Origin of the sequence: Streptomyces sp. NPDC025273, from assembly GCF_040638585.1 — a bacterium.
Lineage (GTDB): Bacteria > Actinomycetota > Actinomycetes > Streptomycetales > Streptomycetaceae > Streptomyces > Streptomyces cinereorectus.
Genome location: NZ_JBEZYP010000010.1, coordinates 1 through 26,370, shown reverse-complemented (window position 1 = coordinate 26,370; position 26,370 = coordinate 1). Strand labels below are relative to the sequence as shown.

The following is a 26,370-nucleotide window of genomic DNA, read 5'->3' as shown; positions in this document are numbered from 1 at the left end:
GTCACTCGGCGACCCGCACCGTGAACTCGCCCTCCGACACCCGCGCCCGCAGCTCCTCGCCCGGCGCCCCGGCGTCCGCGGGGGAGCGCACCACATGACCGTCCGGCCGCTGCAGCACCGCGTAGCCCCGCTCGAGCGTCGCCGCGGGCGACAGCGCGACCACCCGGGCCCGGGTGTGCGCCAGCTCCGAGTCGGCGCGGTCCAGCAGATGCCCGAGCACCCGGCGGCTCCGCCCGGCCAGTGCGTCGATCTCCGCCGCCCGCTCGTCCACCATCCGCTGCGGGCGCTCCATCGAGGACCGGCCCAGCGTGTGTGCCAGCCCCCGCTCCTCCCGGTCGAGCAGCCCCCGTACGGTCCGCAGCGCCCGGTCCCGGAGCTGCTGGACGCGGTCGAGCTCCTCGCCCACGTCCGGCACGACCTTCTTCGCCGCGTCCGTCGGCGTCGACGCCCGCAGATCGGCCACCAGGTCGAGCAGGGGCGAGTCCGGTTCGTGGCCGATGGCGGAGACCACCGGCGTACGGCACGCGGCCACCGCCCGGATCAGCTGCTCGTCGGAGAACGGCAGGAGATCCTCCACGCTGCCGCCGCCCCGCGCGACGACGATCACGTCGACCTCGGGCAGACCGTCGAGCTCCCGCACCGCCTGGACGACCTGATTCACCGCGTGCACCCCCTGCACGGCGGTGTTGCGCACCTCGAAGCGCACCGCCGGCCAGCGGCGCCGGGCGTTCTCCAGTACGTCGCGCTCGGCCGCCGACGCCCGCCCGCAGACCAGTCCGATCAGCTGCGGCAGGAACGGCAGCGGACGCTTGCGGTCCAGGGCGAAGAGCCCCTCGGCGGCCAGCGACTTCTTCAGCTGCTCCAGCCGGACCAGCAGCTCACCGATCCCCACCGGCCGTATCTCCGTCGCCCGCAGGGACAGCTGCCCGCGGGGCGCGTACCACTCGGGCTTGGCCAGGACGACGACCCGCGCTCCCTCCGTCACCACGTCGGCGATCCGGTCGAAGACCTGCCGGAAGCAGGTCACGCTCACCGAGATGTCGTGCGACGGATCACGCAGCGTCAGGAAGACCACACCGGCGCCCGGCCGCCGCGACAGCTGGGTGATCTGCCCCTCGACCCAGACCGCGCCGAGCCGGTCGATCCACCCGCCGATCAGCCGCGACACGTCGCCGACGGGCAGCGGAGCTTCCGGGGACGTAGTGAGAGCCATACGGGCGAGCGTATCGGCCGTCACCGACAGCGGTCCGCGCATCCGGCTCCGACAGCGCCACGCGTATCGGCGCCGACGCGCATGACGGGCGGAGGGACCCCCGCCCACTCAGGTCGTCTGCCGCCCCCATTGCAGCGCCAGGACCACCAGGCCGATCCCCAGCCAGCACACCCCCACCAGCTGGGCGCTCGTCGTCGCCTCCAGGATCACCGCGACCAGCACGCCCGCGCCCACCACCGGCACCACGACATGGCGCCACCAGCTCGGCGGCCCCTCCATCCGGCGCACGGCGAACCAGCCCACCACCGACGCGTGAAGCAGCACGAACGCGGTGAGCGCGCCGACGTTCACGACCGACACCAGATGGTCGAGCCCGTCGTCGCGCCGGGCCGCCCACACCGCCGCCACCAGCGTCACGACGGCGGCACACGTGATCGCGACACGCGGCACCCCGGACCCGCCGTCGACCCGGGACAGGAACGACGGCAGCCGCCTCTCCCTGGCCATCGCGAACAGCAGCCGGCCGGCCGCCGCCTGCCCGGCCAGCGCGGCGAAGGCCGCCCCGATCGCCTTGCTCACCGCCACCAGGTCGTGCAGCCAGGTCCCGACCGACGCGTCCACCGCGTCGTAGAACGCCGACCCCTGCCCGACCGGATCCGCCGCCAGCTCCGCCGAGCTCACCGGTTCCAGCAGCGCCGCGAGATACGACTGGACCACGAACAGCACCCCGGCGAGCACCAGGCAGAACAGCACCGCCCGCGCCACCTTCGCCGATCCCCCCGTCACCTCCTCCGCGAACGAGGCGATCGCGTCGAAGCCCAGATAGGAGAGCACCGCGACGGACACCGCGCCCAGCACCGCCGTCATCGAGAACCCGGTGTCCCCGGTGAGCGGCGTCAGCCAGCCCCGCCGCGCCCCGTCCCCGGCCAGCACCACCAGCGCCGACACCACGAACACGAGCAGCACCACGATCTCCATGGCGAGCACCGCGAAGCCCACCCGGGCCGCCGCCCGCACGCCCCAGAGGTTGAGCAGGGTGGTCACGACGACCGCGATCGCCGTCCACACCCACCGCGACACCTCCGGGACCAGGGCGTTCATCGCGATCCCGGAGAAGAGGTAGGCGACCGCGGGGATGAGCAGGTAGTCGAGCATCGCCATCCACCCGGCGACGAACCCGGGCCCGTCCCCGAGCCCCTTGCGGGCGTACGCGAAGACCGAACCGGCCAGCGGGGCGACCCGGACCATCTGGGCGTAGCTGAAAGCGGTGAAGGCCATCACCACGGTCGCCACGAGGTACACCAGCGCGACGGCGCCGTCCGACTTCGCGTCCAGCGTGCCGAACACGCCGACCGGGGCCATGGGGGCGATGAACAGGAGCCCGTAGACCACCAGGTCACGGAATCCCAGTGTGCGCCGCAGTCCTCCCCGGTCCGTGCTGCTTCCGGTCATGAACCCTCCGTCGTCGGGCGTACGCATCAGTCTCCCGACCCCGCCGCTCCCGCGCCTGTTCGGTACGGCCTTACGATGGGGCGCATGACTGCAACTCCTGCCCGCCGTGTCCTGCTCGCCGCACCCCGTGGCTACTGCGCGGGCGTGGACCGTGCCGTGATCGCCGTCGAGAAGGCCCTGGAGCAGTACGGGGCCCCGATCTACGTCCGTCACGAGATCGTGCACAACAAGTACGTCGTGCAGACGCTCGAGAAGAAGGGGGCGATCTTCGTCGACGTCACGGCGGAGGTGCCCGAGGGCTCCATCGTCATGTTCTCCGCGCACGGTGTCGCCCCGACCGTCCACGCGGAGGCCGCCGAGCGCAGGCTCGCCACGATCGACGCGACCTGCCCGCTGGTCACCAAGGTCCACAAGGAAGCCGTCCGGTTCGCCAAGGAGGACTACGACATCCTCCTGATCGGCCACGAGGGCCACGAGGAAGTCATCGGCACGAGCGGTGAGGCCCCCGACCACATCACGCTGGTCGACGGCCCCGAGGACGTGGCCCACGTCTCCGTGCGCGACGAGTCGAAGGTCGTCTGGCTCTCCCAGACCACACTCTCCGTCGACGAGACGATGGAGACGGTGGACGCGCTCAAGGAGAAGTTCCCGCAGCTGATCTCCCCGCCCAGCGACGACATCTGCTACGCCACGCAGAACCGTCAGATCGCGGTGAAGAAGCTGGCCGAGGACGCCGAACTGGTCATCGTCGTCGGCTCCAGGAACTCGTCGAACTCGATCCGCATGGTCGAGGTCGCCCTGGACGCGGGCGCACCCGCCGCGCACCTGGTGGACTTCGCCCACGAGATCGACGAGGCCTGGCTGGAAGGCGTCAACACGGTCGGCCTGACCTCGGGCGCGTCCGTCCCCGACGTCCTGGTCGACGGCGTCCTGGAATGGCTGTCGGAGCGCGGCTACGCGGACGTGGAGACCGTGAAGACCGCGGACGAGTCGATCACCTTCTCGCTGCCCAAGGAGCTGCGCCGCGACCTGCGCGCCGAGGCGGCGGCGCTCTCCGCGGGACAGGGCATCCCCGGGAAGTGATCCGCGCCACGTACCCGTACCGTGGATCCATGGAGATCTTCGGTGTGGATATCGGCGGCTCAGGGATCAAGGGCGCTCCCGTGGACCTGGACCGCGGAGAGCTGGCGCGGGAGCGCCACAAAGTACTGACACCGCATCCGGCCACGCCCGAGGGCGTGGCCGGCGGTGTGGCCGAGGTCGTCGGCCACTTCGACTGGCAGGGTCCGGTCGGCATCACGTTCCCCGGTGTCGTCACCGACGGCATCACCCGCACCGCGGCCAACGTCGACAAGGCCTGGATCGACACGGACGCCCGTGCGCTGCTCAGCGACCGGATCGGACGGCCCGTCACGATCCTCAACGACGCCGACGCGGCCGGAATCGCGGAGATGGCCTTCGGCGCGGGACGGGGCCGCAAGGGCACGGTGATCATGCTGACCCTCGGTACGGGGATCGGCAGCGCGGTCTTCACCGACGGGCAGCTCGTCCCCAACACCGAGCTCGGCCACCTGGAGCTGCACGGTCACGACGCCGAGAAGCGCGCCTCCACGAAGGCGAAGGAGGACGAGGACCTGAGCTGGCAGCACTGGGCGCACCGGGTGCAGAAATACCTGGTCCACGTGGAGATGCTGTTCTCGCCCGAGCTCTTCATCATCGGCGGTGGCGTCAGCCGCAAGGCCGAGAAGTTCCTGCCGCTGATCGAGCACGTACGCGCCGAGACGGTCCCGGCGGAGCTGCAGAACAACGCGGGCATCGTCGGCGCGGCCATGGCGGCGGCGGGCAAGTAGCCCTGAGGCCCGGAGAGCGGTCTAGGGGCGGGGGCGGGGGCGGCGGGCACCCTGGGCGGACCTGAGCAGGTGCCGCTGCCGCTCCCGCATCTGCCGCACCTTCCGTACGGTGGCGATCAGCCCGGCGACGAGGGTGCCGCCGTACAACCAGCCGGCATGGACGGCGAGCGCGGTGACGACCGCCATCGTCTGCCCGCCGAAGCCGCCCGAGCCCCCGGCGATCGGGATCACACCGACAGCGAAGGCGATCGGCACGCTGATCGGTGCCGTGACCAGGTCGGCGGGCCGCACCCAGAGCGCGGTGAGCGCGCTGACGGGCAGGAACAGCAGCCCGTACACGACCTCCGAACCGTCGAGGAGCAGCCGGTCCAGGCAGGCCAGCAGGAACATGGCCAGGGCGGCGAAGAGCCCCGCTCCGATGCCGGTCAGCCGGGGGTCGGGGAATCTGCGCAGCGCCATGACCACGGGTGCGACCGCCCCGGCCCGGGAGCGTGGTTGCGAGCCCGGTCCCACCGCGACCGGCGAGACCGATGACACCGGCGAGACCGCCACCGGCACCGGGGCCTGCTTCGGCGGCGCGGGCTGCCTGCGCTGCGGGGTTCGTGTCCTGTGCTGCTCCACCTGGACAACCTAGGTCGCGGGGCGTGCCCTTTCGGGCGTTGGACACGCGTTTTGGCCGACCTTGGCACTGCGTTCGATATCACGGGGCCGAAACTCGTCACCCGGCCGCGGACAGCCACCCCGCCCCGGACCCGTGACGGGCCGCCCCGGCCCGCCCGTAAACTGGAGAATCGGTCCACTCCAGGCCCGCCCGCACAGCCCCTCCTCCTCACCTCAGGAAGTCGCCAAAGTGTCGCTCACGATCGGAATCGTCGGTCTGCCGAATGTCGGCAAGTCGACCCTGTTCAACGCCCTGACCAAGAACGACGTGCTGGCGGCCAACTACCCGTTCGCCACCATCGAGCCGAACGTCGGCGTGGTGGGCGTCCCGGACCCCCGCCTGAACACGCTCGCCGAGATCTTCGGCTCACAGAAGCTGCTCCCCGCCACCGTCGACTTCGTCGACATCGCGGGCATCGTGCGCGGCGCCAGCGAGGGCGAGGGCCTGGGCAACAAGTTCCTCGCGAACATCCGTGAGTCCGACGCGATCTGCCAGGTCATCCGTGCCTTCAAGGACGAGAACGTCGTCCACGTCGACGGCAAGGTCTCGCCGAAGGACGACATCGAGACGATCAACACCGAGCTGATCCTCGCCGACCTCCAGTCCGTCGAGAAGGCCGTCCCGCGCCTGACGAAGGAGTCCCGTCTCCAGAAGGAGAAGGTCGCCGTCCTCGCCGCGGTCGAGGAGGCCCAGAAGATCCTGGAGGCGGGTGACACCCTCTTCTCCAAGGGCATCACCGCCGGCACGGAGAAGGGCCGCCTGCTCCACGAGCTGCACCTGCTCACCACGAAGCCCTTCCTGTACGTGTTCAACGTCGACGAGGACGAGCTGGTCGACGAGGACTTCAAGAACGAGCAGCGCGCCCTGGTCGCCCCGGCCGAGGCCATCTTCCTCAACGCCAAGATCGAGTCCGAGCTGATCGAGCTCGACGACGACGAGGCCCTGGAGCTCCTGCAGTCGATGGGTCAGGAAGAGCCCGGCCTGGCCACCCTCGGCCGCGTCGGCTTCGACACCCTCGGTCTGCAGACCTACCTCACGGCAGGCCCGAAGGAAGCCCGCGCCTGGACGATCAAGAAGGGCGCCACGGCCCCGGAGGCGGCCGGTGTGATCCACACCGACTTCCAGAAGGGCTTCATCAAGGCGGAGATCGTCTCCTTCGAGGACCTGGTCGAGACGGGCTCGGTCGCCGAGGCCCGCGCGAAGGGCAAGGCACGCATGGAGGGCAAGGACTACGTGATGCAGGACGGCGACGTGGTGGAGTTCCGCTTCAACGTGTAGCGGCTGACGGATCACCACGTCGCTGATCTAGCGAAATGCGCATGTCGGAAGGGGCCTGGCCTTTTGAGGTCAGGCCCCTTCCGACATGCACTGTCCGGGACGAGAAAGAACTGCCCTGCCGCGGTGTGCTGCGAAGGGGGAGCCTCGGAGAGTCGACCGTCTACCGGATCAGCTCCCGTCCTCGTCTCGTGGGCGAGGTTCGGCGCGATGGTGAGGGCTGTGCGAGGGGTCTCAGAGGTGCGAAGACGTGCCCGTCTCCCACCAATTGCTGTTCCTTTCGTTTGAGCTGCTCTCCGCCCCCGTGGGCGTGAACGTGTCCCCGCCCGTGCCGGCATCCGGGTCCGTGGCCATGTCGGTGAAGGGCGGGCCCTCAGGGGTTGGAGAGTGGGGCGGCCAGGGCGCAGTGGCGTCCCCCTCGTCCGAGGTCTCGCCCTCTGGCCCTTCGTCGGGGGCCAGGCCAAAGGCCAGTCTGATCTCGTCGGCGGCTTCGTCCAGCCCCTCCGCTTTGAGAAACCGCATCACACGGTGTGCGAGCACCGTGTACCCGTCCATGTCCGGCTTGAGGCCCGCAGCCGTCAGCAACAGGCGCAGCCGATCCGAGACCCCCACTTCCTCCTCGCGGTCGAACATCTCCCCTCCAAGGCCACCCTCCTCCCAAGGCGATCCTCCGACGGTCGCCTCGCTCCGCGCGCCCACGGGCGGAACAAGCAGGTGGCGGAAGAGCTCGGGCACCTCCTCGTCGTTTGCGGCCGCCGCGATCTGGGCGAGCGGGCCGATCATGTGGACCGCCTTCTCGATCTCGTTCTCGTGGCGGGCCAGCCACCACACCACCGCGCTGCCCGCACTCTTGAGTACGTCGTCGCCGAGGTAGCGCCGCTTGTTGCGCTCGTGCTCACGCTCGTACTCCCAGATCTCCTCGTCCTTGCGAAGATCGTTCAGCTTCCGCAGACGCTCGCGGTCGGCGGGAGCGAGGGTCAGCGTCACATCGGTCGCCAGGGCCTTCACCCGATCGTTCCGGTCCGGGAGCAGGACGCCCAACTCCCCGTCCAGGAGATACTGCGCGAAGCTCGCCCGGCCGGGTTCCTCGTGGCGGACGACCTCCTGGGCCCGGCGGACGATCGAGGAGGCGGCGAGGGCCGGGGAGGCGTCGCCCGACCGGCCGGTGTGGTCGGGAACAGGCTTCCACCACACGGTGGCGGAGAAGAGGAAGTCGTAGTCGTCCGTCGCGCTCGGCAACACTGCGTCGATCACCCGTGTCTCCTGGTACGGCTGCTCCACCGGCACCGAGGGCGGCTCGGGTTCCTCGGGCTCGTACGGGTCGGCCGACGCGCGGCCGCTGCTGAGGACCGTCATCACGAGCAGCAGGGAGCCCGAGGCCGTGACCATGGACATGAAGCCCCACAGCCAGGCCGACCAGTCCAGGAGGTTTCCGAGCACAACCGGTGCGAAGCCGCAGAGGGCGACGAACAACAAGCTGGAGAAACGGTGTCTCATCGTGCCTCTTCCGTGGTTCGTGGTCCGGTGTCCGCACGCTCCGTGCGGCCGTATTGCACCTGGTCGATGTACTGCCAGAAGAGGGCGGCGACCGCTGCCTGGGACGGGAGGCGCGCGGACCCAGCCCAGTCGCACGCGATGGCGTAGAGGCGGTGGAGGGCGGCCGCGCGGCCGCGCGTCGCCCCTACCATCACGTCCAGCGCCATCTTCCGTGTGCTGTCGCCCGCCACGGCGTTCAGCCAGCTGCTCACCAGCGGATTCCAGAGCTCCGTCGGCGTCTGGGAGAACACCGCCTCCCAGCCCAGGAACAGGTCCGGCCACGGCGGCGGGTCCGGTGTCCGGTCATTCCTCAACAATGCTGTGAGCAGCTGGAGATGGGGTTCTGCCCCGTGCGGCTCCCGACGCGCCCGGTCCCGTAAGCGGTCGATCAGCAGTCGGTAGAGTCGGCGGTCGCGGCCGGCGAGGTGGAGAAGCGCCTCCTGGGCCTCGCGCGCAGCCTCCCCCTTCCGTACGGCGAGGTAGTGGAGCCGTACCACCGCCTGATCCGGGTGCGTCGCGATGAGGCTCTGGACACAGGCCGTGGTCAGGACGCGGGCGAGACCGTTCGACAAGGAGCCGGATTTCACCACGCACTCGTACATCCGCTTGCGGAACCAGCCCCCGAACCTCTCGTGACCGAGCCCCAGTTCGAGGGCGGCCACGGCTCGTGGATCGCAGGACGTTCCGGTCGCGTGGTCCGCCCAGCGCGCCACGAGGTCGAAGAGGTGGTCGGGCCGCTCGACGGCCAGGGCTCGCTCGCCGAAGCGGACGACGACGTTCACCCGGTCGTCGGTGGTCAGACCGCGCAGCCCGGCGGCGCAGCCGACCCAGTCCCTGAGGTCATCGCGTACCCCGGGGAAGTTCGCCCAGAAGTACGTCCGTACCGCGTCGGCGTAGGCCAGCCGTTCGAAGCGGAGCCGTCCGTCCAGATCCCGCTCGATCCCGAGCCCTTCCAACCGCTCTCCGAAATCCGTCCGCGCGAGCTCGGTCGTCACTTCCTCCTCGTGCCTCACCGTCTTCATAAGACCGTGCCACGCCGCGTAGACGGTGTCGGCGCGGGCCTCCTCGAACATTGCCGTCGCGAGCAGCAGAGCCCGCTCAGGCGCGGTGCGGACCGCGGCCACCTGCCGGCCCACCTCGCCGGCACGGTCGGTCACCGCGTGCATCGCCTGGTCGAGCCATCCCGCGAAGTCGGCGCCGAACCGGCCGCTGTCGCGAGCAGCCCTCACCAGTCCTGTGAGCCGTGCCAGTTCCCGCATGGGGGAGCGATCGCACAGATGCTGGAGGTCGGCGCTCCCCAGGTCCGCGGGGCGGAAAGGCATCCGGTCCATGCGGAGGTACCGGGTGACGACGGCGAGGCCCCTGGGGCGTCCCAGCCTCACTATGTGCGGTTCGAGGTCCGGCGGGTGGGCGTGCTTCATGCCCGACGGCAGGACGACGACCATGTGGGCTCCCGCCTCCTGTACCTGTGACCGGCGCACCGCCAGGCGGCGCTGGGCCTTGTCGTACGTCTCCTCGTCGGCGATTCCGGAGAGGTCGAGGAGGAAGCGGTCCCCCATACCGGGAGCGAGAGGGTTCTCGTCCTTGCCCGTGGCGGGGAGCTCCTCGAGCCGGACTCCCTCCTCGTCGGCGCACCCGTTCTCACCGAATCCGTGCAGCAGCATGATTGCCGCGGCGCGGCGGCCGCTGCCGGGTAGCCCTTCCAGCAGCACCACGGATCCGGGCTTCTTTATACGGTCGGAGGCAACGCGGTAGCCCATCGGCGGAACGAACCGGTCGGCCAGGCGCACCCGGTCCTCGCGGGTGATCCGGAGGGACTCGACCCCTTTGCGGATCATCCAGTCCGCGCCGACGCCGTAGTAGACGTACTGGTGCCCCTTGCCGCTGTTCACCGGGCCGCGCGGATCGTTTACGGTGACGCGGTCCTGCTCAGTCATCGCCCGTCGTCCGACTGCCGACGCTCGCGCTCGAAGCGCTGGTGGACCGTTCCGCTGTTGTCGCCCGCTGTGTACTGGACCCCGGTGTTGTCGCCCTCGAAGTGAGGTGCGTTGTACTGATGGCCCCGACCGGTGTTCACAGGCCCCTGCGGCTCGTTGACGAAGGTGCCGGACAAGTCTCGTCCGATGTTTCCGATGCCGCCGCGCACGCGCTGCTCGAGGTCGCGCGTCCGCATCCTGGTGTGCCCGGCGTCCCGGGCCGACTTCTTGCGGGACTTCTCCTCCGCCCGCGCCCGCACCGCACGGGCATCCCGGTCCACCGCACCTAGCTCGGGCAGGAGCCGGGCGAGGGTGTTGCCGAGCGCCGTCAGGTCCGATTCGGCGTTGCGGTGGTCGAACCGCCTGTACTGGCAGTCCGCCAGCTCCATCAGATCGTCCGGAAGGAGGGCGCGGTCGATCCGCGTGGCCTTTCCGACGAGCACGGGGATCACGAGGACCCCGCGGTCGAGCGCGGTATGGATCTCGCGACGGGTCCAGTCCTGCTCGGCTTCGAGGGCGGGGCGGCCGTCGGTCCCCCGCACCTCCGCCCAGCGCGGGCCGATCACGGCGAGGAGGGCCTCGCACTCCTCCACCGCCCTGACCAGTTCCACCGGGAAACGGCGTCCGGGCTCGATCGAGTTGCTGGCGAAGAAGATCCGCTCGTCGCCGAACCGACGGGCGAGTTCCCGAGCGATCATGGTCGCTGCGGACTCCTCGTCGCCTGTGCGGTAGTTGACGAAGACGTCGGGCATGAAGGTTCCCTTCGTGAAGGAGGACGGGGTGAACGGGCGCGGGGCTGTGGACCGGGGCTACGGGTCCGCCCAGGCCATGAGGTTCCGACCATGTGGACGGGGCATGGCGCATCCACGGGAAGGCGTGCGGATGGAGGTGTGCCGCCTGGTGCGTCACCGGTCGCGGGCAGCCTGAAGAAGCCGGGGGCGCGATGCCACGTGTCGAGCGGTGATCAGAGGGGTGCCGCCGGAGACCGTGGGATCCGGAGGGACGGGGTGTCCGGCGAGCCGGGCGGTTCGAGTCGGTGTCGGTCGTGGAACGGCTGTCAGTCGTGCGCGGGGGCGAGTACGCGTGCCAGCGCGGGCTGCAGATCACGTACGGCGCGACTGCTCCGGAAACGGGAAAGCTCCCGTGCGAGACGCCGGATGTCGCTGTTCACCGTCGCTGAGGGCACGGCCGGCATCACTCCCAGGAGATCCCCGGCGATCGCGCACGCGTGCTCGACCTCCCCGGAGGCGGCATGGGCCAAGGACCGGCGGAAGCCGTACCGGGCGCGGGTGCGCAGCGCATGCGGCGGGAGGCGGCGGTACTCCCGGTCGAGTACCTCGGCGGCTGCCTTGGGGCGGCCGAGGTCGTGCAGGCACCAGCCGGTCGACATCGCCGCCGGATCGCTCACATGGGAGGTGCCGATCACGGGCTCGGCGCCGCTGCGGGTGTCGTCGCTGTCGAGTAGTTCCCGCGCCTTGTCGAGGCTGCGGAGGCAATCGGCTTCGTTCCCGACGAGCGCGTGCCCCTGGGCCTCCCGTTGGGCCGCGAGTCCCCGGATGCGCGGCGGGAGTTCGCTGCCCTGGGCGCGGCGGGCCAAGGCGACGGTGCCAGCGCCGTCCCCGCCGTACATCGTGACCAGGGCGCGACGCACCAGTGCGTAGGAACCGAGGTGCGGGTCACCCCCGGCGCGTGCCAGTTCGGCGGCCTCGCCGGTCCAGCCGAGTGCCGCGTCGCTGTTCCCGGCCTCCTGGGCCATCCAACCGGTGAACTCCGCGAACCGCGAGGCGAGCAGGAGCGCGGGGGCCCGAGAAACGGACCGGGCGTCGGCAGCCAGCCCGGTGATCATGCGGGTCTGCGTCTCCAGCAGGGGCAGCAGGACCTTGGGCGCGGTGGACTGGCCGAGCTTACGCAGTTGGTCGAACTGCATGCGGAAGGAGGGCAGGAGGGGGTCGTCGGTGGAGGACACCGCCTGACCGCCGAGTGTCAGGCCGAGGTCGATCAGCGCTCCCGTACCCGCCGAGAGGACCGCCCGGCGCCCGACGAGCCAGCGGCTCGGCCCGGCGGGGGATTCGGCAGTGCCCGAGTCCGAGTCCGTCTCGGGACGGGTGACCAGGCGCTGCAGCTCGCCGTCCGCGCCGAGGAAGGCATCGCACCTCCGGGCCAGTTCGGGGGACGCGGAACGTTCCCCGCGCTCGACCTTGCTGAGGTGCCCCTTGTCGTAGTTGAGCGCCACGGAGAACTCGGTCAGAGTCAGCCCCGCTTCCCCTCGTAAACGGCGGAGTTCTGGGCCGAAACTGGAATTCGTGCTCATCATCAACCTCCCCTTGAACACCGATCGTGAGAGCCGTAGGCCCTCACGGGGAGCCGTCATCCGACGACCACCGGGCGACACGAAACCCGACGGTCAACACCCGCTGTGACGGCGCCGTTTCGCTTCGCATCCGAGAGCGAGTTTGGCATGAGGTACGCCTGGAGAATCGGGGTTCGGCGGTGTTGCCCGTTGCCTCTTTCGTGCTCCGTTGTTCCCTGTCCGCTCCTTGGAGTGACCGGGTCGACCACGATCGGGGCGACGCGATCGGGAATGACAGGACCGCGGGCGGGTCCAGCCGTGGGCGAAGTCGCAGTGGAGGTCCGTCCAGCAGTGCTGCTCGGCAGGGGTGTAGCTGGGGTGGGCGCGGAGGTGGGCCAGGGCGTTGACCCACTGGTCCCATGGGCCGTCGGGCTCGGTGAAGCGGTCGGCGTGGTGGCTGCCGAGGTGTGCGTCGAGGCGGAGGAGGGCGCCGAGGGCTGCGGGTAGGTCGGGGTGCTGGGACGGCATCGGTCACCTCTCCGGGTACAGGTCGGTACGGTCGATCCAGGTGGGGGCGACAAAGATGTTGCCGCCGACGGGGGCCTCTGAGGCTTCCAGCAGGGACCAGGTGCGGGACTCTTCGACCAGGTGCTCCCAGGGCGCGGTCCAGTCGAGTTCCCAGTCCAGGCCGGGGCCGGAGACGCCGTACGTGCGGCCGGCGCCCACCTGCCAGAACTGGGAGTAGAGGATCACCTGGGCGTGGTCGGCCAGGTCGTTGATGATCTCGGTGAAGTGGGCCGAGGGCCAGCCTGGGGCGTCGTCCGCAGCGGTGGCTCGTAGGCGCGTGGTGAGCGGCGGGATGACGGGGGTGCGTGCGCCGAGTTCGGTTAGGGCCCAGCGGATGCCTTCCGGCTCGCTCCAGTCCGGTGGCGTCGCTCGTTCCAGGCAGGCGCGATAGGCGCGGCGCACGGGCTTGACAGCGCCGTCGATCTTCAGGCTCGCCAGGGCCATCGCCGCCCATTCGCGGACGGTGGAGTTGCCGCTGAGCAGGAGGGCGAGCAGGGCGGGGCCGCAGCGTGGGTCCGCCACCTCTTCGAAGATCTCGATGGCGGTCAGCTGGCCGAAGCCGCCGAGGGAGGGCAGTCCGTCGATGATGGCGGGGATGGTGTTGGAGCCGATGTCGATCAGTTCTGCGCGGGCGTCGTACGACGGGCCGGTCGAGTCGTCGAGCTGCTGGATGAGTCTCTCGATGCGGGTCGTCACGGGTGGTTCCGGCGCCAGAAGGTGGGCAGCCACCAGCAGAGCACCGAGTGGTCGTCGGGCCACGGGGCGCGGTCCTCGGCCGCCCAGTCCTCGAAGGAGTCCCGTGCCAGGTCGATGGGGCGCCAGGCGGGGTCGAGCGGTTCGTCCTCGGCCGGCGGGCGGACGTACCGAAGGCCGTGCTGGTCGCAGGCTCCGAAGTCCTGGTAGTTGCGCTGGGCCTCGATCAGGGGGACCTTGTTTGCGCCGCCGGCCATGGTCGGCCAGCGGAACTGGACCCCGTTGTCCTCCCAGAAGCAGACGGGGCAGATCTCGTACGAGCCGGACATCGCGTCCAGCACGCGGTGCCCGCAGCAGGGGCAGGGGTAAGAGTCGCTCACCCGCGCAGTCTCGTTGCAAGTCCCGCCGAGGTGCCATGGATTTCTCTGCCTCGGGGATGCCCGGCCAGTCCGCAGCCAGTCCGCAGGACACCCGTAAATGGCCGTCGGGAGCCAACGCATCCCAACGAGGAAATCCTAGGTCAGAGCCATGGACGGCGCTCCGCCGCAGGTCAGGTTGAGACCGCAGACATTCCGCTTCAACGTGTAGCGGCTGACGGATCACCACGTCGCTGATCTCGCAAACGTACAGGTCAGAGAGGGTCCGACTCTTCGGGGTCGGGCCCTTTGCATTTTCCCGTGCTGGGATGGGACGAGGACGCGCCCGTGCTGGGACGAGCACTGAGCCCTTTCCAACCTCACGCTGAGGCGTGATGAGGGACGAGGACCGTCTGGCGGGCGACGGCCCGGTGGCGGCGCCAGCCGGACCAGCGGAGACGGTGCCGGGGTGACGACAGCTGACGAAGACCATAGACTAACCTAAATGTTACTAACATGATTGTTAGTTTCATGTGCGGAGGTTGGTAGGCGTGGTGGATTTCGTAGGCCGTCGGCAGGAGCTGGCGACGTTGGAGCGGGAACTGCACAAGGTGGCGGCAGGGGTCGGCAGGGAGCGGCCCGGTCGGTGTGTGATGCTGCGTGGGCGGCGCCGAGTGGGCAAGTCGCGACTGGTTGAGCGGTTTGCGGAGCACTCCGGAGCCCCGTTCCTGTTCTACGCGGCGACCGGTGCGTCCTCCAGGGAGGATCTGGCACGGCTGGCCCGTGACGCCCAAGCGTCGACGCTGCCGTTGGCGGGGCTGGTGGCCGCCGCGCGGCCGGAGAGCTGGGACGCCGCGTTCGATGTGCTGGCTGCGGCGCTGCCCGCCGACCGGACGAGCGTGCTGGTCATCGACGAGGTGCCGTACCTGATGGACGCCGATGGTGCCTTTGAGGGGATGCTGCAAAGGGCCTGGGACCGGGCGCTCGAGGCCAAACCGGTGCTGCTGGTCCTCATTGGCTCCGATCTGTCGATGATGGAGGCTCTGAACAGTTGTGGACGCCCCTTCCATCAGCGCGGCCGGGAGATGGTGCTGGGGCCGCTGAACCCCGCTGAGGTGGGGAGGATGCTTGGGCTGGAACCGGCGGAAGCCTTCGACGCCGCGCTGGTCACCGGCGGGCTGCCGCTGATCTGCGCGGAGTGGTCGAGAGGGGAGGGGCTCTGGGGCTTCCTCGGCGAGGCGTTGAGTGATCCGGTCTCGGCCCTGCTGGTGTCGGCCGAGCGCTCGCTGGCTGCCGAATTCCCCCCGCAGGCCCAGGCGCGTACGGTGCTGGCGGCCATTGGGAGTGGTGAGCGGACCTTCACCAACATCGCCCGGGCAGCCGGCGGAATCGGAGCCACGCCGCTGCAACGAGCGCTGGAGCTGCTCACGGACAAGCGGATCGTCGCCGCAGAGCTGCCCGTATCGCTGCGTCCCTCGAAGGATCGCCGCTACCGGGTGACGGATCCCTACCTGCGGTTTTGGCTGCACCTGCTTGGCCCCTCCATGGAGGAGATCGAACGGGGGCGGGGTGATCTGACCTTGGCGCGCATCCGGGAGAACTGGACAAGCTGGCGCGGCCGGGCCGTCGAGCCTCTTGTCCGCGAGGCCCTGGCGCGGATACTGCCCGACGACCGGCTCCCGGCAGCGCCCGCGGTGGGCGGTTACTGGACCCGCACCAACGACGTCGAAATCGACATCGTCGGGGCGGACCGCGCCCCCATCGCCAAGGAGCTTCTCTTCGTGGGCTCCATCAAGTGGCTGGAGCAGTCACCCTTCGACCGGCACGACCTGGCCGCTCTCCATCGGCACCGGGCCGCCCTCACCGACGAACCCGTTCCTGTCGTGGCGGTCTCGCGCAGCGGCATCGACTCTCCGGGCCTCGACGCCACCTACGGCCCCGGGGACTTGCTTACCGCTTGGCCGCTGTGAGTGGCGACTGCAGGCGAGGTGCGGGAGTTCGTGAGCGTGACGGGGCCGAGACGGTGCGGAAAAGCTTCTCGGCCCTCGGCCCTCTGCTAGCGCTGTTGTGTAGCGTTGGCGATCCTGAGCCCTCTCGTACTTTGGCGTGAATCCCACCGTACTGATGGTGCTGGGATGTCCCGCATATGTGCAGGTCAGAGCCTTGTGGGTTAGTTCCGGTTCAACGTCTGATTGGACGTGAACAACGGCCTGACCTGCGAGGAGGCAGGTCAGGCCGTACACAATCTGGGTTGCATGCACTCGTTGGGATGAACTGCTGATTGTGTGGCTGATTCCGGGACAGAGATCCGGGTCCGGTGTCCCGTAGCGCCCTTGGCCAGGACGCGGAGGGCCGCGTCAACGCCCGGGCCCTGCCGCCCTCGTCCGGGTGAGCCGCTTGGTGCCCCGGACGAGGGGAGGACCCTCACCGGTGGTGTGGTGCCGGGTGAGCTACGCCGCCCGGCGGGCGAACGCCCGTGCCTTGCTGCGGCGCTTCGGGTCGAAGGCGTCCACGGTGCCCGCCCCCGCACTGCCGGGGCCGGCGTCCCACCCGCGGATCGTGCGGGCCACGCCCTTCACCTTCGGGTGGCCGGGCGCGTACGCGAGCTCGAAGTGGGATTCCTTCGGAGTGGTGAGGTCGCCGCCCCACCTGACCACGCCGTCCAGCTCGGCGAGGATGTCGCGCACCACGACGAGCTCGTGCGGGTACAGGCCGCCCTTGACGCCGACCGGGTACGCGAGTGGCCGGATCGCCAGGGCGGTGCCCGACAGGTAGTTGGACTCGTAGTTCTGGATCGCGTTGCGCGTCGTGGAGTGGCCGGTGACGTCGCCGTCGCGCAGCTGGTCGATCTCGTAGTGGAACCGGCGGGCCACGTGCAGCAGGATCACCGCCGCGTCACCGTCGGCGAGGCGCACGGACCGGCCCGATCCCTCGATCCGGAAGAGTTCCGCCTCCTCCAGCACGGGCCAGCCGTTCGCCGACTTCGCGCCCGGCCAGCGTCGGCCCTCGGGGGCTCCGTCGGCCGACGGGACGCGTGGGGCGGCGTACGCGGCGCCGGGGAGGGCGGCCAGGGCCGTGGTGGCCCCGAGTGCGGCGCCCGCCATGAGGACACCGCGTCGGTCAATCTTGTTTCTCACTCTTCTTCCTTCCGATGACCGCCGTCGCGACGGCACCCGCGGCACAGCCGACGAGCACCACCGCGAGGGCGACGAGAGAGGGGTTGACCCAGACGGGGACCAGGTCGTGATCGGCGTTGCACTTGTTGTGCAGCGGAAACCACTGCGACGGCTCGCGCCAGTGCTCCGTCCGGTAGACGTCGTCGTAGGGGACACCGTCGGCAGCGCAGGCCTCCCGGACGTCGAGGCCGCCGGAGAAGGCCCCGACGAACCAGACGACGCAGCCCACGCCGATCAGCACGACCGCGGGGAACGCCCACCACCCGGGGCTCCGCCACCGGTGGGCGGGCAGTCCGCGTGCGGTCTTCCAGACACTCAGCACGAACACGGCCAGGACGAGCGGGGGAAGTGCGATGGCGGCCAGTGCCGAGACGACGTTCACTTACGGGGTGGTCCCTTCGTTCACTTGCGGGCCGCACGGACTGCGGCGGCCTTCATGTACTTCTCGTGGTTCGCTTCGTAGGTGGCGCGCAGACGCTGCTCGGTCCCCGTACGGGCCAGCAGCACGTCGACGAATCCCTGTTCGAAGGGCTCCAGTTCGTCGTATCCGAGCATGGCCGGAAGCGTCTTGATCCCGCCCCGGACCGTCACCAGGCCGACCTGGGCGGCCACGACCTCCTTGTCGTCCGCCGCGGTGAGAATATTGTGTGCCAGGAACTTGGCATCCTCGGCGTTGCCGCTGAAGCGCCCGGTCCAGTAGCGGCTGAAACGCGTCAGACCACCGCCCCCGTTGTAGAGGTCGCGGACGGCCTCGACGATCGTCTTGCCGTCCCGGACCGCCTTGGCCAGCAGCCACGCGTCGGCGTCCTCGATCAGGTCGTTGTACCCGAAGCTGGAGGCGACTCCGACCTTGGCCATCTTCAGCTGTACGAAGTTGCGGCCGTCGGGGTACTCGTCCGTCGCGCGGCGCCAGTCGACGTAGAGGGTGAGCAGGTCGCCGCCCCAGCCCGCGACATCGCCCTCGTTCACCGAACGCGGGTTGGACGGCATCCAGGCGACGAAGTGCCCGTTGGCGGAAGCCATCAGGTGCTCGGCGTTCAGCTCGTACGCGGTGTAGGGGTCGGTGAAGTCGGTCATGACCGACATACCTTTTCCGTTGGCGTAATCGACGAACGCCCCGTCGTACGAGCCGATCAGGAAGTCCCAGTCACCGCCGCCGTACGCCTTGTGCCGGATGTACTCCATCACCAGCTGGTTCGGGTCGCGGTCGCCGGTGTAGGCGACCGCGTGGTCGTACAGGCGCTGGATGTAGTTGACGAATCCGTCCGCCGGACCGGATGGCTTGTTCACGCTGTTCTGGCCGGGGTCGATGCCGGAGACCACGTCGCGGTCGAGGTCGAAGACGTCCGACCCGTTGGTGACCTGGAACTCCTTGATCTGGTTGAAGGACCAGTTGGCCGGGATCGGGAAGCCGAGGTTGCCGGAGAAGCCCCACGACATGCCCGAGACGAACGAGTAGCGGGCTCCGGTCTGCCGGCTGACCACCGTGCACACGTTCCGCGAACCGTACACACCGTGCACGTAGCGCTTGCCGTTGTAGGAGAGCCCGGCGGCTATCCCGTGGAAGTACGGCACGACCGCCGCGTCGATCTCCTCGCGGGTGGCGTCGTAGTCCACCGCGAAGTAGATGACGGTGCCGCGGTTGAATCCGTACTCCGAGGCCAGCTTGTGGGCGTTGAGGGCGTGCTGGTAGCCCTGGCTGTAGGTGAAGTCGCCGAACTCGCGGGCGTTGTCCTGGTAGATCGGGAACACCTTCAGCCCGTTGCTGAAGATCGTGTTCAGCTCACCCGGCTTGATCTCCTTGTCCAGGGTGGAGCCAGGGGGGTCGTAGATGTAGCGGCCCACCACCTCGTAGCCGTTGTTGCGCAGCCACTGGGCCCGGGACGCGGTGATCTCGAAACGGGTGTCGGAGCCCGTGGCCGGCCGGTCCGGGTCGCCCGACGAGACCAGGAGCTGTGCCCATGTCCGGTAGTCGGAGCGGCCGGTGACCTCCAGCTTGCAGAACCTCTGGAAGACCTCGACCCACTCGCGGAGCTTGTCGTCGTAGGAGCTGCGCCAGGTGGTGGGGGTACCCGTGTCACTGGTGCCGGTCGGGACGGGAGAGTTGAACACGCAAGCCGCCGAGAACAGTTCGACCCAGAGGCCGGAGCTGCCCTCGCCGAACTCCTTGGTCTTCAGACCGGCCTGGGTGGCAGGGCCGAAGCTGCCGTTGGGGGCGGCTATGCCGAGCTCGTACTGGATGGCGATCATCATGGCCTTCTGCACGTCACGGGAGTAGATCCCGTCGCAGGGGCCGATCGTGTAGGCGTCCCTGGTCCAGTAGCGGCTGTTGAGCCAGCGCTGGATCGTACGGATCTCGTCCGTACCGCCGCTGACCTTGATATAGGCGTCCATGTTCAGGATGCACTTGAAGATCTTCGGCGTGGTGACACCCCCCGCGGTGCCGATGCCTCCGTCGGGCAGGCCCATGTCGAGGAGCAGGCTCTTGACCGCCTCGGTGGTCACGGCACCGTATCCGCCGTACTCGTTCGCGCCCCAGTAGCCCTTGCAGAACAGGCCGTGCTGGATGATGCGGACGATGTTCGCGTTCTTGTCCCAGCCGAAGCCGATGTCGCCGAGGGCCTGGAGCCGGGACATCGTGGTCGGGCCGAAGCTGGCGACCACCGGGCTGATGCCCAGTTCGTGCTGGAGGCCCATGACCAGGGCGTTCATGGTGGACCAGCCGGTGCGGCCGTCCTCGGGGCTTCGTACGTAACCGGTGACGCTGCCGTAGGTCGCGTTGACCCACTTCTGAGCGTCGAGGACCTTCTCGTCCAACGTCGATCCTTCCTCGGCAAAGGGGACGGCACCGGACCTCGGCGCTGTGCCACGAGGAGAATCGCGGCGCGCCGAAGACGCGATGCTGTGAGAGGGACGGTAGTGACCCGAAGTCTCCGTCCGGTCTTCCGAAGTGGTCCGCCGGGCACGGTGGGCCCTCATGCCGCGCGGGGGAGCGGGGCGGGCCGGCCTGGTCTTCGGTGCGCGGCCGGCCCGGGTCCCTACGGCCGGGGCCGAGAGTCAGGAGTCGTCCGCGAAGGGCCGGGAGTTGCCGGTGTCAGCGCCTGATCCTGTGTGCCGACGGTCAGTTCGGTCACCCCCGTCGGCTTCTCGGCGTCCTGGGAGGTGACCGTCACCCGCACCTTCCTTGCGGCGTCGCCGGCCCGGAAGGGCCGCCAGGTCCGGCCGTCCAGCGACGTCTCCAGGGCGTGGGAGGCCGGTGCGACATCCGTCCACCGCGGCGTGAGGGAGGCGAGCCGGTGAGCCCCGCGCAGGTCCACCGTCAGCGAGCCCGTCGCACCGTCCGGGGACCAGGCCGTCGACGGGCTGCCGTCCACCGCGGCCGCGGCGTACAGGCCGGGAGTCTCCGAGGTGGCCGTCGCCGGGCGGCAGCGTGCGGCGTCGGACGTGGGTGTGAGGTCGGGGCGGCGGGTGGGGAGCGTGAGGGTGGTGGAGAGCAGGCGCGGGCCGGCGGGGGTGTGGACCGTGAACGGCGCGCCGTCCGTGAGCCGGACCGTGGTGCTCCGGGCGCCGAGGGAGATGTCGTACGTACGGCCGCGGAAGCGCAGCCCCGTCAGCTCCACGCCCTCGCGGAGCTGCGGCGGCAGGAGCGGGTCGAGCCGCACCCCGTCCTCGCGCAGCCGGAGGCCGGTCAGGCCGTGGGTGAACACCTGGAGGAAGCCGCCCTTGCCGGTGACGAAGTCCTCGGCCGGAAAGCCGGAGAGCGGGTCCGACGCGCCGGACTTCTCGCCGCGCGCCTCGGAGAACAGGCTGTACGGGCCGCGGACGAACGGGCGTACGGCACGCTGGAGATAGGTGTACGTGGCGCAGCCCGGTTCCCCGATCGCGGCCGCGTCGACGGCGTGCACCGAGTCCGTCATCGCCGGGCCGTCCGGGTCGGTGCGCGCGGCGTAGTAGTCGAGCGTCGCGGCGGCGGCGCCCTCCTCCATCGGCCATTCCAGCGGATGGACGAGCAGCACGGTGTCGGCCTGCTTGATCGTCGAGCCGTTGTACCCGGCGTACTGGAGGTACAGCTTCCGCTCGGCGTCGTACGGGATGCGGAGCCCTTCGGCCACCCGGGTCCACCCGGCGGGCGCGGGATGCCCGAGGAGCTGGGCGGCGCGGGTGGCGTTGCGCAGGGCGATGGCCGCCACCGCGTTGGTGAACACGCCGTCGGTGACGCCGTTGCTGTACTCGTCGGGGCCCGCGACGTTCTTCACCGAGTAGCTGCCGTCGCTGTTGGCGGTGGCGCGGGACCGCCAGAAGTCCGCGATGCCTTTCAGGAGGGGCCAGCCGCGGCCGGCGAGCCAGGCGCGGTCACCGGTGGCGAGGTAGTACTGCCAGACGGCGAGCGCGATGTCGCCCTGGAGGTGGTTCTGGGTGAGGCAGTGCGGCGGGTCCCAGCTCTGGCACTCGGAGTCCAGCCGGCCCCTGCTCGCGCTCGTCCAGGGGTAGAACAGGCCCTTGTGGCCGAGCTGCTCGGCGTTCGCGCGGGCGGCACCCCGGGTGCGGTAGCGGTACTCGACGACCGAGCGGGCCAGCTCGGGGCGGGTGGCGAGCAGCCCGGGATACATCCAGGTCTCGGCGTCCCAGAACACCATCCCCGCATAGTTGTCGCTGGTCAGCCCGGCCGGGGCGATGCTGTCCGAGGACCCCGGCCGGGTGCTGGCGAGCAGCCCGTACTGCGCGGCCCGCAGCCAGGCCTGCAGATCGGGGCTGCCCGGTACGGCGATGTCGGCGGCCCAGACCGTGCGCCAGGCCGCCGCGTTGTCGGCCAGGACCCCGGACCAGCCGCGCCGCGCCGCCCGCAGCGCGGCGTCGCGCGCGGAGGCGAGCGGGGCGCGGGAGGTGAGGGCGGTGTCGACGCCCACGTACTTCTCGAAGGTGTACGAGCGGCCCGCCTCGACCCGGGTCGTACGGGTGCCCTCGCCGGAGCCCGTCTGGACGATCGCCCCCTCGGTGCCCGTACCGAGCGTGCGGAACGTCCCGTCACCGGCGACCGTGACCCGGCGCGCCCCGCGCTCGTCGAGCCGGCCCGTGACCGTCGCCGTGCCGTTCCAGCGCGGGGTCATCCGCAGGCGTACGGCCCCGGCGTGCACATCGGAGCGGTCGGTCAGCACCTCGTACGTGAGGTCCGTCGCGCGCCCGTCGGCGGTGGTCCAGCGCAGGGAGGTGACCACGACGCCGCAGCGCAGGAAGAGCGTCTGGCGGTAACGGGAGACGCGCCCCGCGGGGGTCGAGGCGTTGTACGTCTCCGAGCCGACGCGTACGTCGAGAGTGGTCCAGCTCGGCAGTGCGGCGATCACCTCGCGGCCCTCGGCCAGGTCCTTGTCGCGGGCGTAGAGCCCGGAGACGAAGGCGCCGTCGTAGCGCGGGGTGTAGAGGGGCCAGCCGGTCCTCCCGCCCGTCGCCGCGTATCCGGCACCCGTGGCGGGCACCCGGTGGCCCAGATATCCGTTCCCGACATAGGGGTCGTATCCCTCGGCCTCACCGAAGACGGTGGACGTCGGGGCCCAGGAGGCGTCGGGGGAGGGTGCGCCGGGGGCCTGCGGCCGGCCGCATACGGCGGCGGGCGGTTGCGGGACGGCGGCGTGGGAGAGCGGCGGCAGGGGTGCGATGAGGGCGCCGGCGACCAGGGACGTGAGGAGGGAGATGCGGTTGAGGCTCACCGTACGAAGGTAGGGAAGACGAGTGCGCCGGTGCGGTTACGGCGCGCGGACCGGCGCAACAGGGCAGGGAGAGTGGCATGTCGTATCCGGAACCCACGTACACGGACGGCCAGGGTGAGATCAGTGCGCGGTACCGCCCTGCGGACACCGCTGCGGACCTGCTGACGCGTGGCGGCGGCACCACGCACTACCTGGCGACGACGGAGCAGACACACGGCGAGTTCGGGCTGTACCGGATCAACATGGCGCCCAGGGCCGGCGGCCCCGCCACGCACTTCCACCGGTCGATCTCGGAGTCGTTCTTCATCCTCGGCGGGACGGTGCGGATCTACGACGGGGAGCGCTGGGTGGACGCGACCGAGGGCGACTTCGTCCACGTGCCCCAGGGTGGCCTGCACGCCTTCCGCAACGACGCCGACGCACCCGCCTCCATGCTGCTGCTGTTCACCCCCGGTGCGCCGCGCGAGGAGTACTTCGAGAAGGTGGCACAGGTCGCCGACCTGCCGGAGGAGGAGCGGGCGGAGTTCTTCATCAGGCACGACACGTACTGGACGGACTGACGGCGGTCACGGCGCGAGACCCGTCTTGAGGCCCGCTCCGCACAGGGGCACGACGACGCTGCGGTCGGTCCAGTCGCCCACGGCCGCCCAGCAGGCGACCCCGGTCGTCTCGACGAAGAGGCCGCGGGAGGCCAGGTCCGGTTGGGCCGCCCGGATCCGGTCCTCCGGCACGGTGAGGAAGGTGCCGCCCGACTCCCTGACGGCCGCCAGGATCTGCCGGGCGCGCGGCGGACGGGGGATGGCGATGCCCTCGGCGAGGGTGGGTGACGCCGCGTCGGTGGCGTCGAGCAGCCCGTCCGCGCCCGCCCGGAAGGCCGCCGCCAGCGGTGACACGGCTTCGGCCTGCACGGCGATCAGCGCCGGGCGACGGTCGATCAGGCCCTGGGCGAGGAGTTCCGAGGTGGCGAGGGCGGCGCCGAGCAGCAGGGTGCCGTTGCCGACGGGTACGGCGATCGCGTCCGGCAGCGTGCCGCCGAGGTCCTCCCACATCTCGTAGACGTAGGTCTTGGTGCCGTGCAGGAAGTACGGGTTGAAGACGTGCGAGGCGTAGAAGGTCCCGGGCACACCGGCCGCGGCGCGGGCTGCCCGGGCGGTGGCCTCGCGGTCACCCGGGACGATCTCCAACCGGGCGCCGTGGGCCCGGATCTGCTCGGTCTTCTTCGGAGAGGTCCCCTCGGGGACGTACACCGTGCACGGCAGTCCGGCCCGCGCGCAGTACGCGGCGACGGCCGTGCCCGCGTTGCCGCTGCTGTCGGCGACGACCCGCTCCGGGGCGAGGCGGCGGGCCAGTTCGGCCAGCATCACCGCGCCGCGGTCCTTGAAGGAGAGCGTCGGCATGAGGAAGTCGAGCTTGGCCGAGACGCTCGGAGTGAGGGGGACGAGGGGGGTCCGTCCTTCGCCGAGGGAGACGGCCGGGTCGCCGAGGGGCAGCGCCTCTTCGTAACGCCACAGTGAATTGACGCGTCCGTTCAGCGAGTTGAGGGGACCCGGTGACAGGACGCCGGCGTCCAGGTCCCAGGGCCCACCGCACACCGGACAACACCAGGTCAGAGTGTCCGTGGCGGCGCGGGCCCCGTCCTGCGGGCAGAGGTAGGTGGCCATGCGCGTCAGCATGTCAGGCGTGTGGCGAATGTATTGCCCTGGCGCGGAACCTCTTGTGCGATTCCTATGGATCCGCCAATCTTTCGCTGGCAGCAGGTCATGCCGCTGACATGGAGCCTCATGGGACGCGGTACCCCCATGTCTGATTTGTCATGGTCATGACTTTCGTTTCGACCTTTGCACCCCCATGCACGCGATGCAGGACATGCACCCCCATGCATCCCCCACCAGCGCACCGCAACCGAGGAGGACCCCTCACATGGCACAGAAGCGGAACTCACGCTACGCGCGAAGACTGGCCGCGACGAGCGTCGTCACCGGCGTCGCCCTGGCCCTTTCGACCGCGGCGGCCCTGCCGGCCGTCGCGTCGCAGAGCGCGCCGGAAGGCGTGATCGAGAACGCGGGTGCCCCGGGCACCATCAGCGGCAGCTACATCGTCACGCTCGACGAGTCCGCCGCCGAAGCGGGCTCGGCCGAAGGCAGGGCGCTCGCCGCGGAGTACGGCGCGAAGATCAAGAAGACGTACCGCGCGGCCGTCAACGGATACGCCGTCGAGCTCTCGGCCGCGCAGGCGAAGAAGTTCGCCGCGGACCCGGCCGTGGAATCCGTCGTGCAGAACCGGACGTTCACGATCTCCGGCACCCAGCCGTCGCCGCCCTCCTGGGGGCTGGACCGGATCGACCAGACGGCCCTGCCGCTGAACCAGAGCTACACCTACCCCGACAAGGCGGGCGAGGGTGTCACCGCGTACGTCATCGACACCGGTGTACGCATCAGCCACAGCGACTTCGGCGGCCGTGCCTCGAACGGCTACGACGCCATCGACAACGACAACGTCGCGCAGGACGGCAACGGCCACGGCACCCATGTGGCGGGCACCGTCGCCGGAACCGCCCACGGCGTCGCCAAGAAGGCGAAGATCGTCGGCGTGCGCGTCCTCAACAACAGCGGCTCCGGCACGACCGCGCAGGTCGTCGCGGGCATCGACTGGGTGACGGCCAACGCCGTCAAGCCGGCCGTCGCCAACATGAGCCTGGGCGGCGGCGCGGACTCCGTCCTGGACGCCGCCGTGCAGAGCGCCGTCAACTCGGGCATCACCTTCGCCGTCGCGGCGGGCAACGAGTCGACCAACGCCTCCACCAAGTCCCCCGCACGCGTCGCAGACGCGATCACGGTCGGCTCCACGACCAGCACCGACGCCCGTTCGAGCTTCTCGAACTACGGCAGCGTCGTGGACATCTTCGCCCCGGGCTCCTCGATCACCTCGACGTGGAACACCGGTGACAGCGCCACCAACACCATCTCCGGAACGTCGATGGCGAGCCCGCACGTCGCCGGTGCGGCCGCCCTGTACCTCGCCGCCAACCCCGGCAGCACCCCGGCGCAGGTCTCCGCCGGACTGGTCGCCGCCGCCACCACCGGTGTGGTGACCAACCCGGGCACCGGCTCGCCGAACAAGCTGCTGAACGTCGGCACCGGCGGCACCACGCCGCCGACCGGGCCCAAGTTCGAGAGCACGACCACCTACGCGATCGCCGACAACTCCACGGTGGAGTCGCCGATCACCGTCTCCGGTGTCAGCGGTAACGCGCCGTCCACGCTCAGCGTTCCGGTCAACATCACGCACACCTACTCGGGCGACCTCAGGATCGACCTGGTCGCGCCCGACGGCTCGGTCTACAACCTGAAGGCCTACGGGACCGGCGGCAGCGCCGACAACGTGATCACCACCTACTCGGTGAACGCCTCGTCGGAGGTCGCCAACGGCGTCTGGAAGCTCCGGGTCAGCGACAACTACGCGGCCGACACCGGGAGGATCAACTCCTGGGCGCTGCAGTTCTGACGCGTACCGCTCCATGAGCCGGTGAACGCGAGCGGGGGGGGGGGGGCCGGGGGGGCGCCCCCCCCACACGGGGTTAGGGGCGGGGGGGGGGAATGAGGGGGGGGCAATATGTGTAT

The 26,370-nt window shown here is 70.2% G+C and carries 21 protein-coding genes; 6 read left to right on the top strand and 15 right to left on the bottom strand.

Features of this window, described 5'->3' with window-relative positions:
• Position 1: 1 nt before the first annotated feature.
• Together xseA and AB0F38_RS18030 are read right to left on the bottom strand one after the other, a co-directional pair.
• Positions 2–1,213, bottom strand: a complete 1,212-nt coding sequence (gene xseA, locus AB0F38_RS18035; RefSeq protein WP_361893707.1) for an exodeoxyribonuclease VII large subunit — start codon at positions 1,211–1,213, stop codon at positions 2–4.
• Between the two features lie 108 nt (positions 1,214–1,321).
• Positions 1,322–2,665 carry an APC family permease gene (locus tag AB0F38_RS18030; protein WP_361893704.1) on the bottom strand — a complete coding sequence of 448 codons (1,344 nt, stop codon included), beginning with the start codon at positions 2,663–2,665 and terminating at the stop codon, positions 1,322–1,324.
• A gap of 75 nt (positions 2,666–2,740) precedes the next feature.
• On the opposite strand from AB0F38_RS18030, the gene AB0F38_RS18025 reads away from it, so the two are divergent.
• Entirely contained in the window at positions 2,741–3,748 is a 1,008-nt protein-coding gene (locus tag AB0F38_RS18025) for a 4-hydroxy-3-methylbut-2-enyl diphosphate reductase (RefSeq protein ID WP_361893701.1), read from the top strand.
• A gap of 29 nt (positions 3,749–3,777) precedes the next feature.
• Complete coding sequence (ppgK, locus tag AB0F38_RS18020) at positions 3,778–4,515, top strand: polyphosphate--glucose phosphotransferase (RefSeq protein WP_361893698.1); 738 nt, start codon at positions 3,778–3,780, stop codon at positions 4,513–4,515.
• Between the two features lie 21 nt (positions 4,516–4,536).
• Here the strand turns inward: ppgK and AB0F38_RS18015 are convergent, their stop codons facing one another.
• Positions 4,537–4,974: a DUF6542 domain-containing protein gene (locus AB0F38_RS18015; protein ID WP_361894358.1), complete on the bottom strand. Its 438-nt coding sequence runs from the start codon at positions 4,972–4,974 to the stop codon at positions 4,537–4,539.
• Positions 4,975–5,365: 391 nt separating this feature from the next.
• On the opposite strand from AB0F38_RS18015, the gene ychF reads away from it, so the two are divergent.
• On the top strand, positions 5,366–6,454 hold the full coding sequence (gene ychF, locus AB0F38_RS18010) for a redox-regulated ATPase YchF (RefSeq protein ID WP_361893696.1): 1,089 nt from the start codon (positions 5,366–5,368) through the stop codon (positions 6,452–6,454).
• A gap of 231 nt (positions 6,455–6,685) precedes the next feature.
• On the opposite strand, the gene AB0F38_RS18005 is transcribed toward ychF, so the two are convergent.
• From AB0F38_RS18005 to AB0F38_RS17975, 7 genes are all read right to left on the bottom strand, one after another.
• Entirely contained in the window at positions 6,686–7,948 is a 1,263-nt protein-coding gene (locus tag AB0F38_RS18005) for a hypothetical protein (RefSeq protein WP_361893693.1), read from the bottom strand.
• A complete protein-coding gene (locus tag AB0F38_RS18000) occupies positions 7,945–9,924 on the bottom strand; it encodes a hypothetical protein (RefSeq protein WP_361893690.1) in 1,980 nt (659 codons plus the stop codon). Before AB0F38_RS18000 ends, AB0F38_RS18005 begins: the two co-directional genes overlap by 4 nt.
• Complete coding sequence (locus AB0F38_RS17995) at positions 9,921–10,715, bottom strand: toll/interleukin-1 receptor domain-containing protein (protein WP_361893687.1); 795 nt, start codon at positions 10,713–10,715, stop codon at positions 9,921–9,923. The genes AB0F38_RS18000 and AB0F38_RS17995 overlap by 4 nt, the downstream gene beginning before the upstream one ends.
• A 305-nt stretch (positions 10,716–11,020) precedes the next feature.
• Positions 11,021–12,274 (bottom strand): helix-turn-helix transcriptional regulator, encoded by a 1,254-nt coding sequence (locus AB0F38_RS17990; RefSeq protein WP_361893685.1) that lies wholly within the window; start codon positions 12,272–12,274, stop codon positions 11,021–11,023.
• Between the two features lie 93 nt (positions 12,275–12,367).
• The gene (locus tag AB0F38_RS17985; RefSeq protein ID WP_361893682.1) at positions 12,368–12,781 is read right to left on the bottom strand and encodes a DUF6000 family protein; all 414 of its coding nucleotides are present in this window, start codon (positions 12,779–12,781) and stop codon (positions 12,368–12,370) included.
• Between the two features lie 3 nt (positions 12,782–12,784).
• Positions 12,785–13,516, bottom strand: coding sequence for a HEAT repeat domain-containing protein (locus AB0F38_RS17980; RefSeq protein WP_361893679.1), 732 nt, complete (start codon positions 13,514–13,516; stop codon positions 12,785–12,787).
• Entirely contained in the window at positions 13,513–13,893 is a 381-nt protein-coding gene (locus tag AB0F38_RS17975) for a CPCC family cysteine-rich protein (RefSeq protein WP_361893676.1), read from the bottom strand. The genes AB0F38_RS17980 and AB0F38_RS17975 overlap by 4 nt, the downstream gene beginning before the upstream one ends.
• Before the next feature lie 527 nt (positions 13,894–14,420).
• Between AB0F38_RS17975 and AB0F38_RS17970 the strand changes: the two genes are divergently transcribed.
• Entirely contained in the window at positions 14,421–15,839 is a 1,419-nt protein-coding gene (locus AB0F38_RS17970) for a DUF234 domain-containing protein (protein WP_361893673.1), read from the top strand.
• Positions 15,840–16,319: 480 nt separating this feature from the next.
• Here AB0F38_RS17970 and AB0F38_RS17965 read toward each other — a convergent pair whose 3' ends face one another.
• The 4 genes from AB0F38_RS17965 to AB0F38_RS17950 all read right to left on the bottom strand — a co-directional run bounded on the left by AB0F38_RS17965 (position 16,320) and on the right by AB0F38_RS17950 (position 22,750).
• Complete coding sequence (locus AB0F38_RS17965; protein WP_361894355.1) at positions 16,320–16,973, bottom strand: hypothetical protein; 654 nt, start codon at positions 16,971–16,973, stop codon at positions 16,320–16,322.
• 16 nt (positions 16,974–16,989) lie between these two features.
• Positions 16,990–17,427 carry a hypothetical protein gene (locus AB0F38_RS17960; protein ID WP_361893670.1) on the bottom strand — a complete coding sequence of 146 codons (438 nt, stop codon included), beginning with the start codon at positions 17,425–17,427 and terminating at the stop codon, positions 16,990–16,992.
• A 20-nt stretch (positions 17,428–17,447) separates the two neighbouring features.
• On the bottom strand, positions 17,448–19,862 hold the full coding sequence (locus AB0F38_RS17955; protein WP_361893668.1) for a glycoside hydrolase domain-containing protein: 2,415 nt from the start codon (positions 19,860–19,862) through the stop codon (positions 17,448–17,450).
• 221 nt (positions 19,863–20,083) lie between these two features.
• Positions 20,084–22,750, bottom strand: a complete 2,667-nt coding sequence (locus AB0F38_RS17950) for a discoidin domain-containing protein (protein ID WP_361893665.1) — start codon at positions 22,748–22,750, stop codon at positions 20,084–20,086.
• 77 nt (positions 22,751–22,827) lie between these two features.
• Between AB0F38_RS17950 and AB0F38_RS17945 the strand changes: the two genes are divergently transcribed.
• Positions 22,828–23,310: a cupin domain-containing protein gene (locus AB0F38_RS17945; RefSeq protein ID WP_361893662.1), complete on the top strand. Its 483-nt coding sequence runs from the start codon at positions 22,828–22,830 to the stop codon at positions 23,308–23,310.
• A 6-nt stretch (positions 23,311–23,316) separates the two neighbouring features.
• Here AB0F38_RS17945 and AB0F38_RS17940 read toward each other — a convergent pair whose 3' ends face one another.
• Positions 23,317–24,411, bottom strand: a complete 1,095-nt coding sequence (locus AB0F38_RS17940; RefSeq protein ID WP_361893659.1) for a threonine synthase — start codon at positions 24,409–24,411, stop codon at positions 23,317–23,319.
• A 259-nt stretch (positions 24,412–24,670) separates the two neighbouring features.
• Here AB0F38_RS17940 and AB0F38_RS17935 point away from each other — a divergent pair, with 259 nt between their 5' ends.
• Positions 24,671–26,254 carry a S8 family serine peptidase gene (locus AB0F38_RS17935; RefSeq protein ID WP_361893656.1) on the top strand — a complete coding sequence of 528 codons (1,584 nt, stop codon included), beginning with the start codon at positions 24,671–24,673 and terminating at the stop codon, positions 26,252–26,254.
• The last annotated feature ends 116 nt before the right edge of the window (positions 26,255–26,370 follow it).

Bases quoted from the DNA above. Each gene is read 5' to 3' on its own strand.
- xseA (WP_361893707.1), bottom strand. From the start codon at position 1,213: ATGGCTCTCACTACGTCCCCGGAAGCTCCGCTGCCCGTCGGCGACGTG.
- AB0F38_RS18030 (WP_361893704.1), bottom strand. From the start codon at position 2,665: ATGACCGGAAGCAGCACGGACCGGGGAGGACTGCGGCGCACACTGGGA.
- AB0F38_RS18025 (WP_361893701.1), top strand. From the start codon at position 2,741: ATGGGGCGCATGACTGCAACTCCTGCCCGCCGTGTCCTGCTCGCCGCA.
- ppgK (WP_361893698.1), top strand. From the start codon at position 3,778: ATGGAGATCTTCGGTGTGGATATCGGCGGCTCAGGGATCAAGGGCGCT.
- AB0F38_RS18015 (WP_361894358.1), bottom strand. From the start codon at position 4,974: ATGGCGCTGCGCAGATTCCCCGACCCCCGGCTGACCGGCATCGGAGCG.
- AB0F38_RS18005 (WP_361893693.1), bottom strand. From the start codon at position 7,948: ATGAGACACCGTTTCTCCAGCTTGTTGTTCGTCGCCCTCTGCGGCTTC.
- AB0F38_RS18000 (WP_361893690.1), bottom strand. From the start codon at position 9,924: ATGACTGAGCAGGACCGCGTCACCGTAAACGATCCGCGCGGCCCGGTG.
- AB0F38_RS17995 (WP_361893687.1), bottom strand. From the start codon at position 10,715: ATGCCCGACGTCTTCGTCAACTACCGCACAGGCGACGAGGAGTCCGCA.
- AB0F38_RS17990 (WP_361893685.1), bottom strand. From the start codon at position 12,274: ATGAGCACGAATTCCAGTTTCGGCCCAGAACTCCGCCGTTTACGAGGG.
- AB0F38_RS17985 (WP_361893682.1), bottom strand. From the start codon at position 12,781: ATGCCGTCCCAGCACCCCGACCTACCCGCAGCCCTCGGCGCCCTCCTC.
- AB0F38_RS17965 (WP_361894355.1), bottom strand. From the start codon at position 16,973: ATGGCGGGCGCCGCACTCGGGGCCACCACGGCCCTGGCCGCCCTCCCC.
- AB0F38_RS17945 (WP_361893662.1), top strand. From the start codon at position 22,828: ATGTCGTATCCGGAACCCACGTACACGGACGGCCAGGGTGAGATCAGT.
- AB0F38_RS17940 (WP_361893659.1), bottom strand. From the start codon at position 24,411: ATGGCCACCTACCTCTGCCCGCAGGACGGGGCCCGCGCCGCCACGGAC.
- AB0F38_RS17935 (WP_361893656.1), top strand. From the start codon at position 24,671: ATGGCACAGAAGCGGAACTCACGCTACGCGCGAAGACTGGCCGCGACG.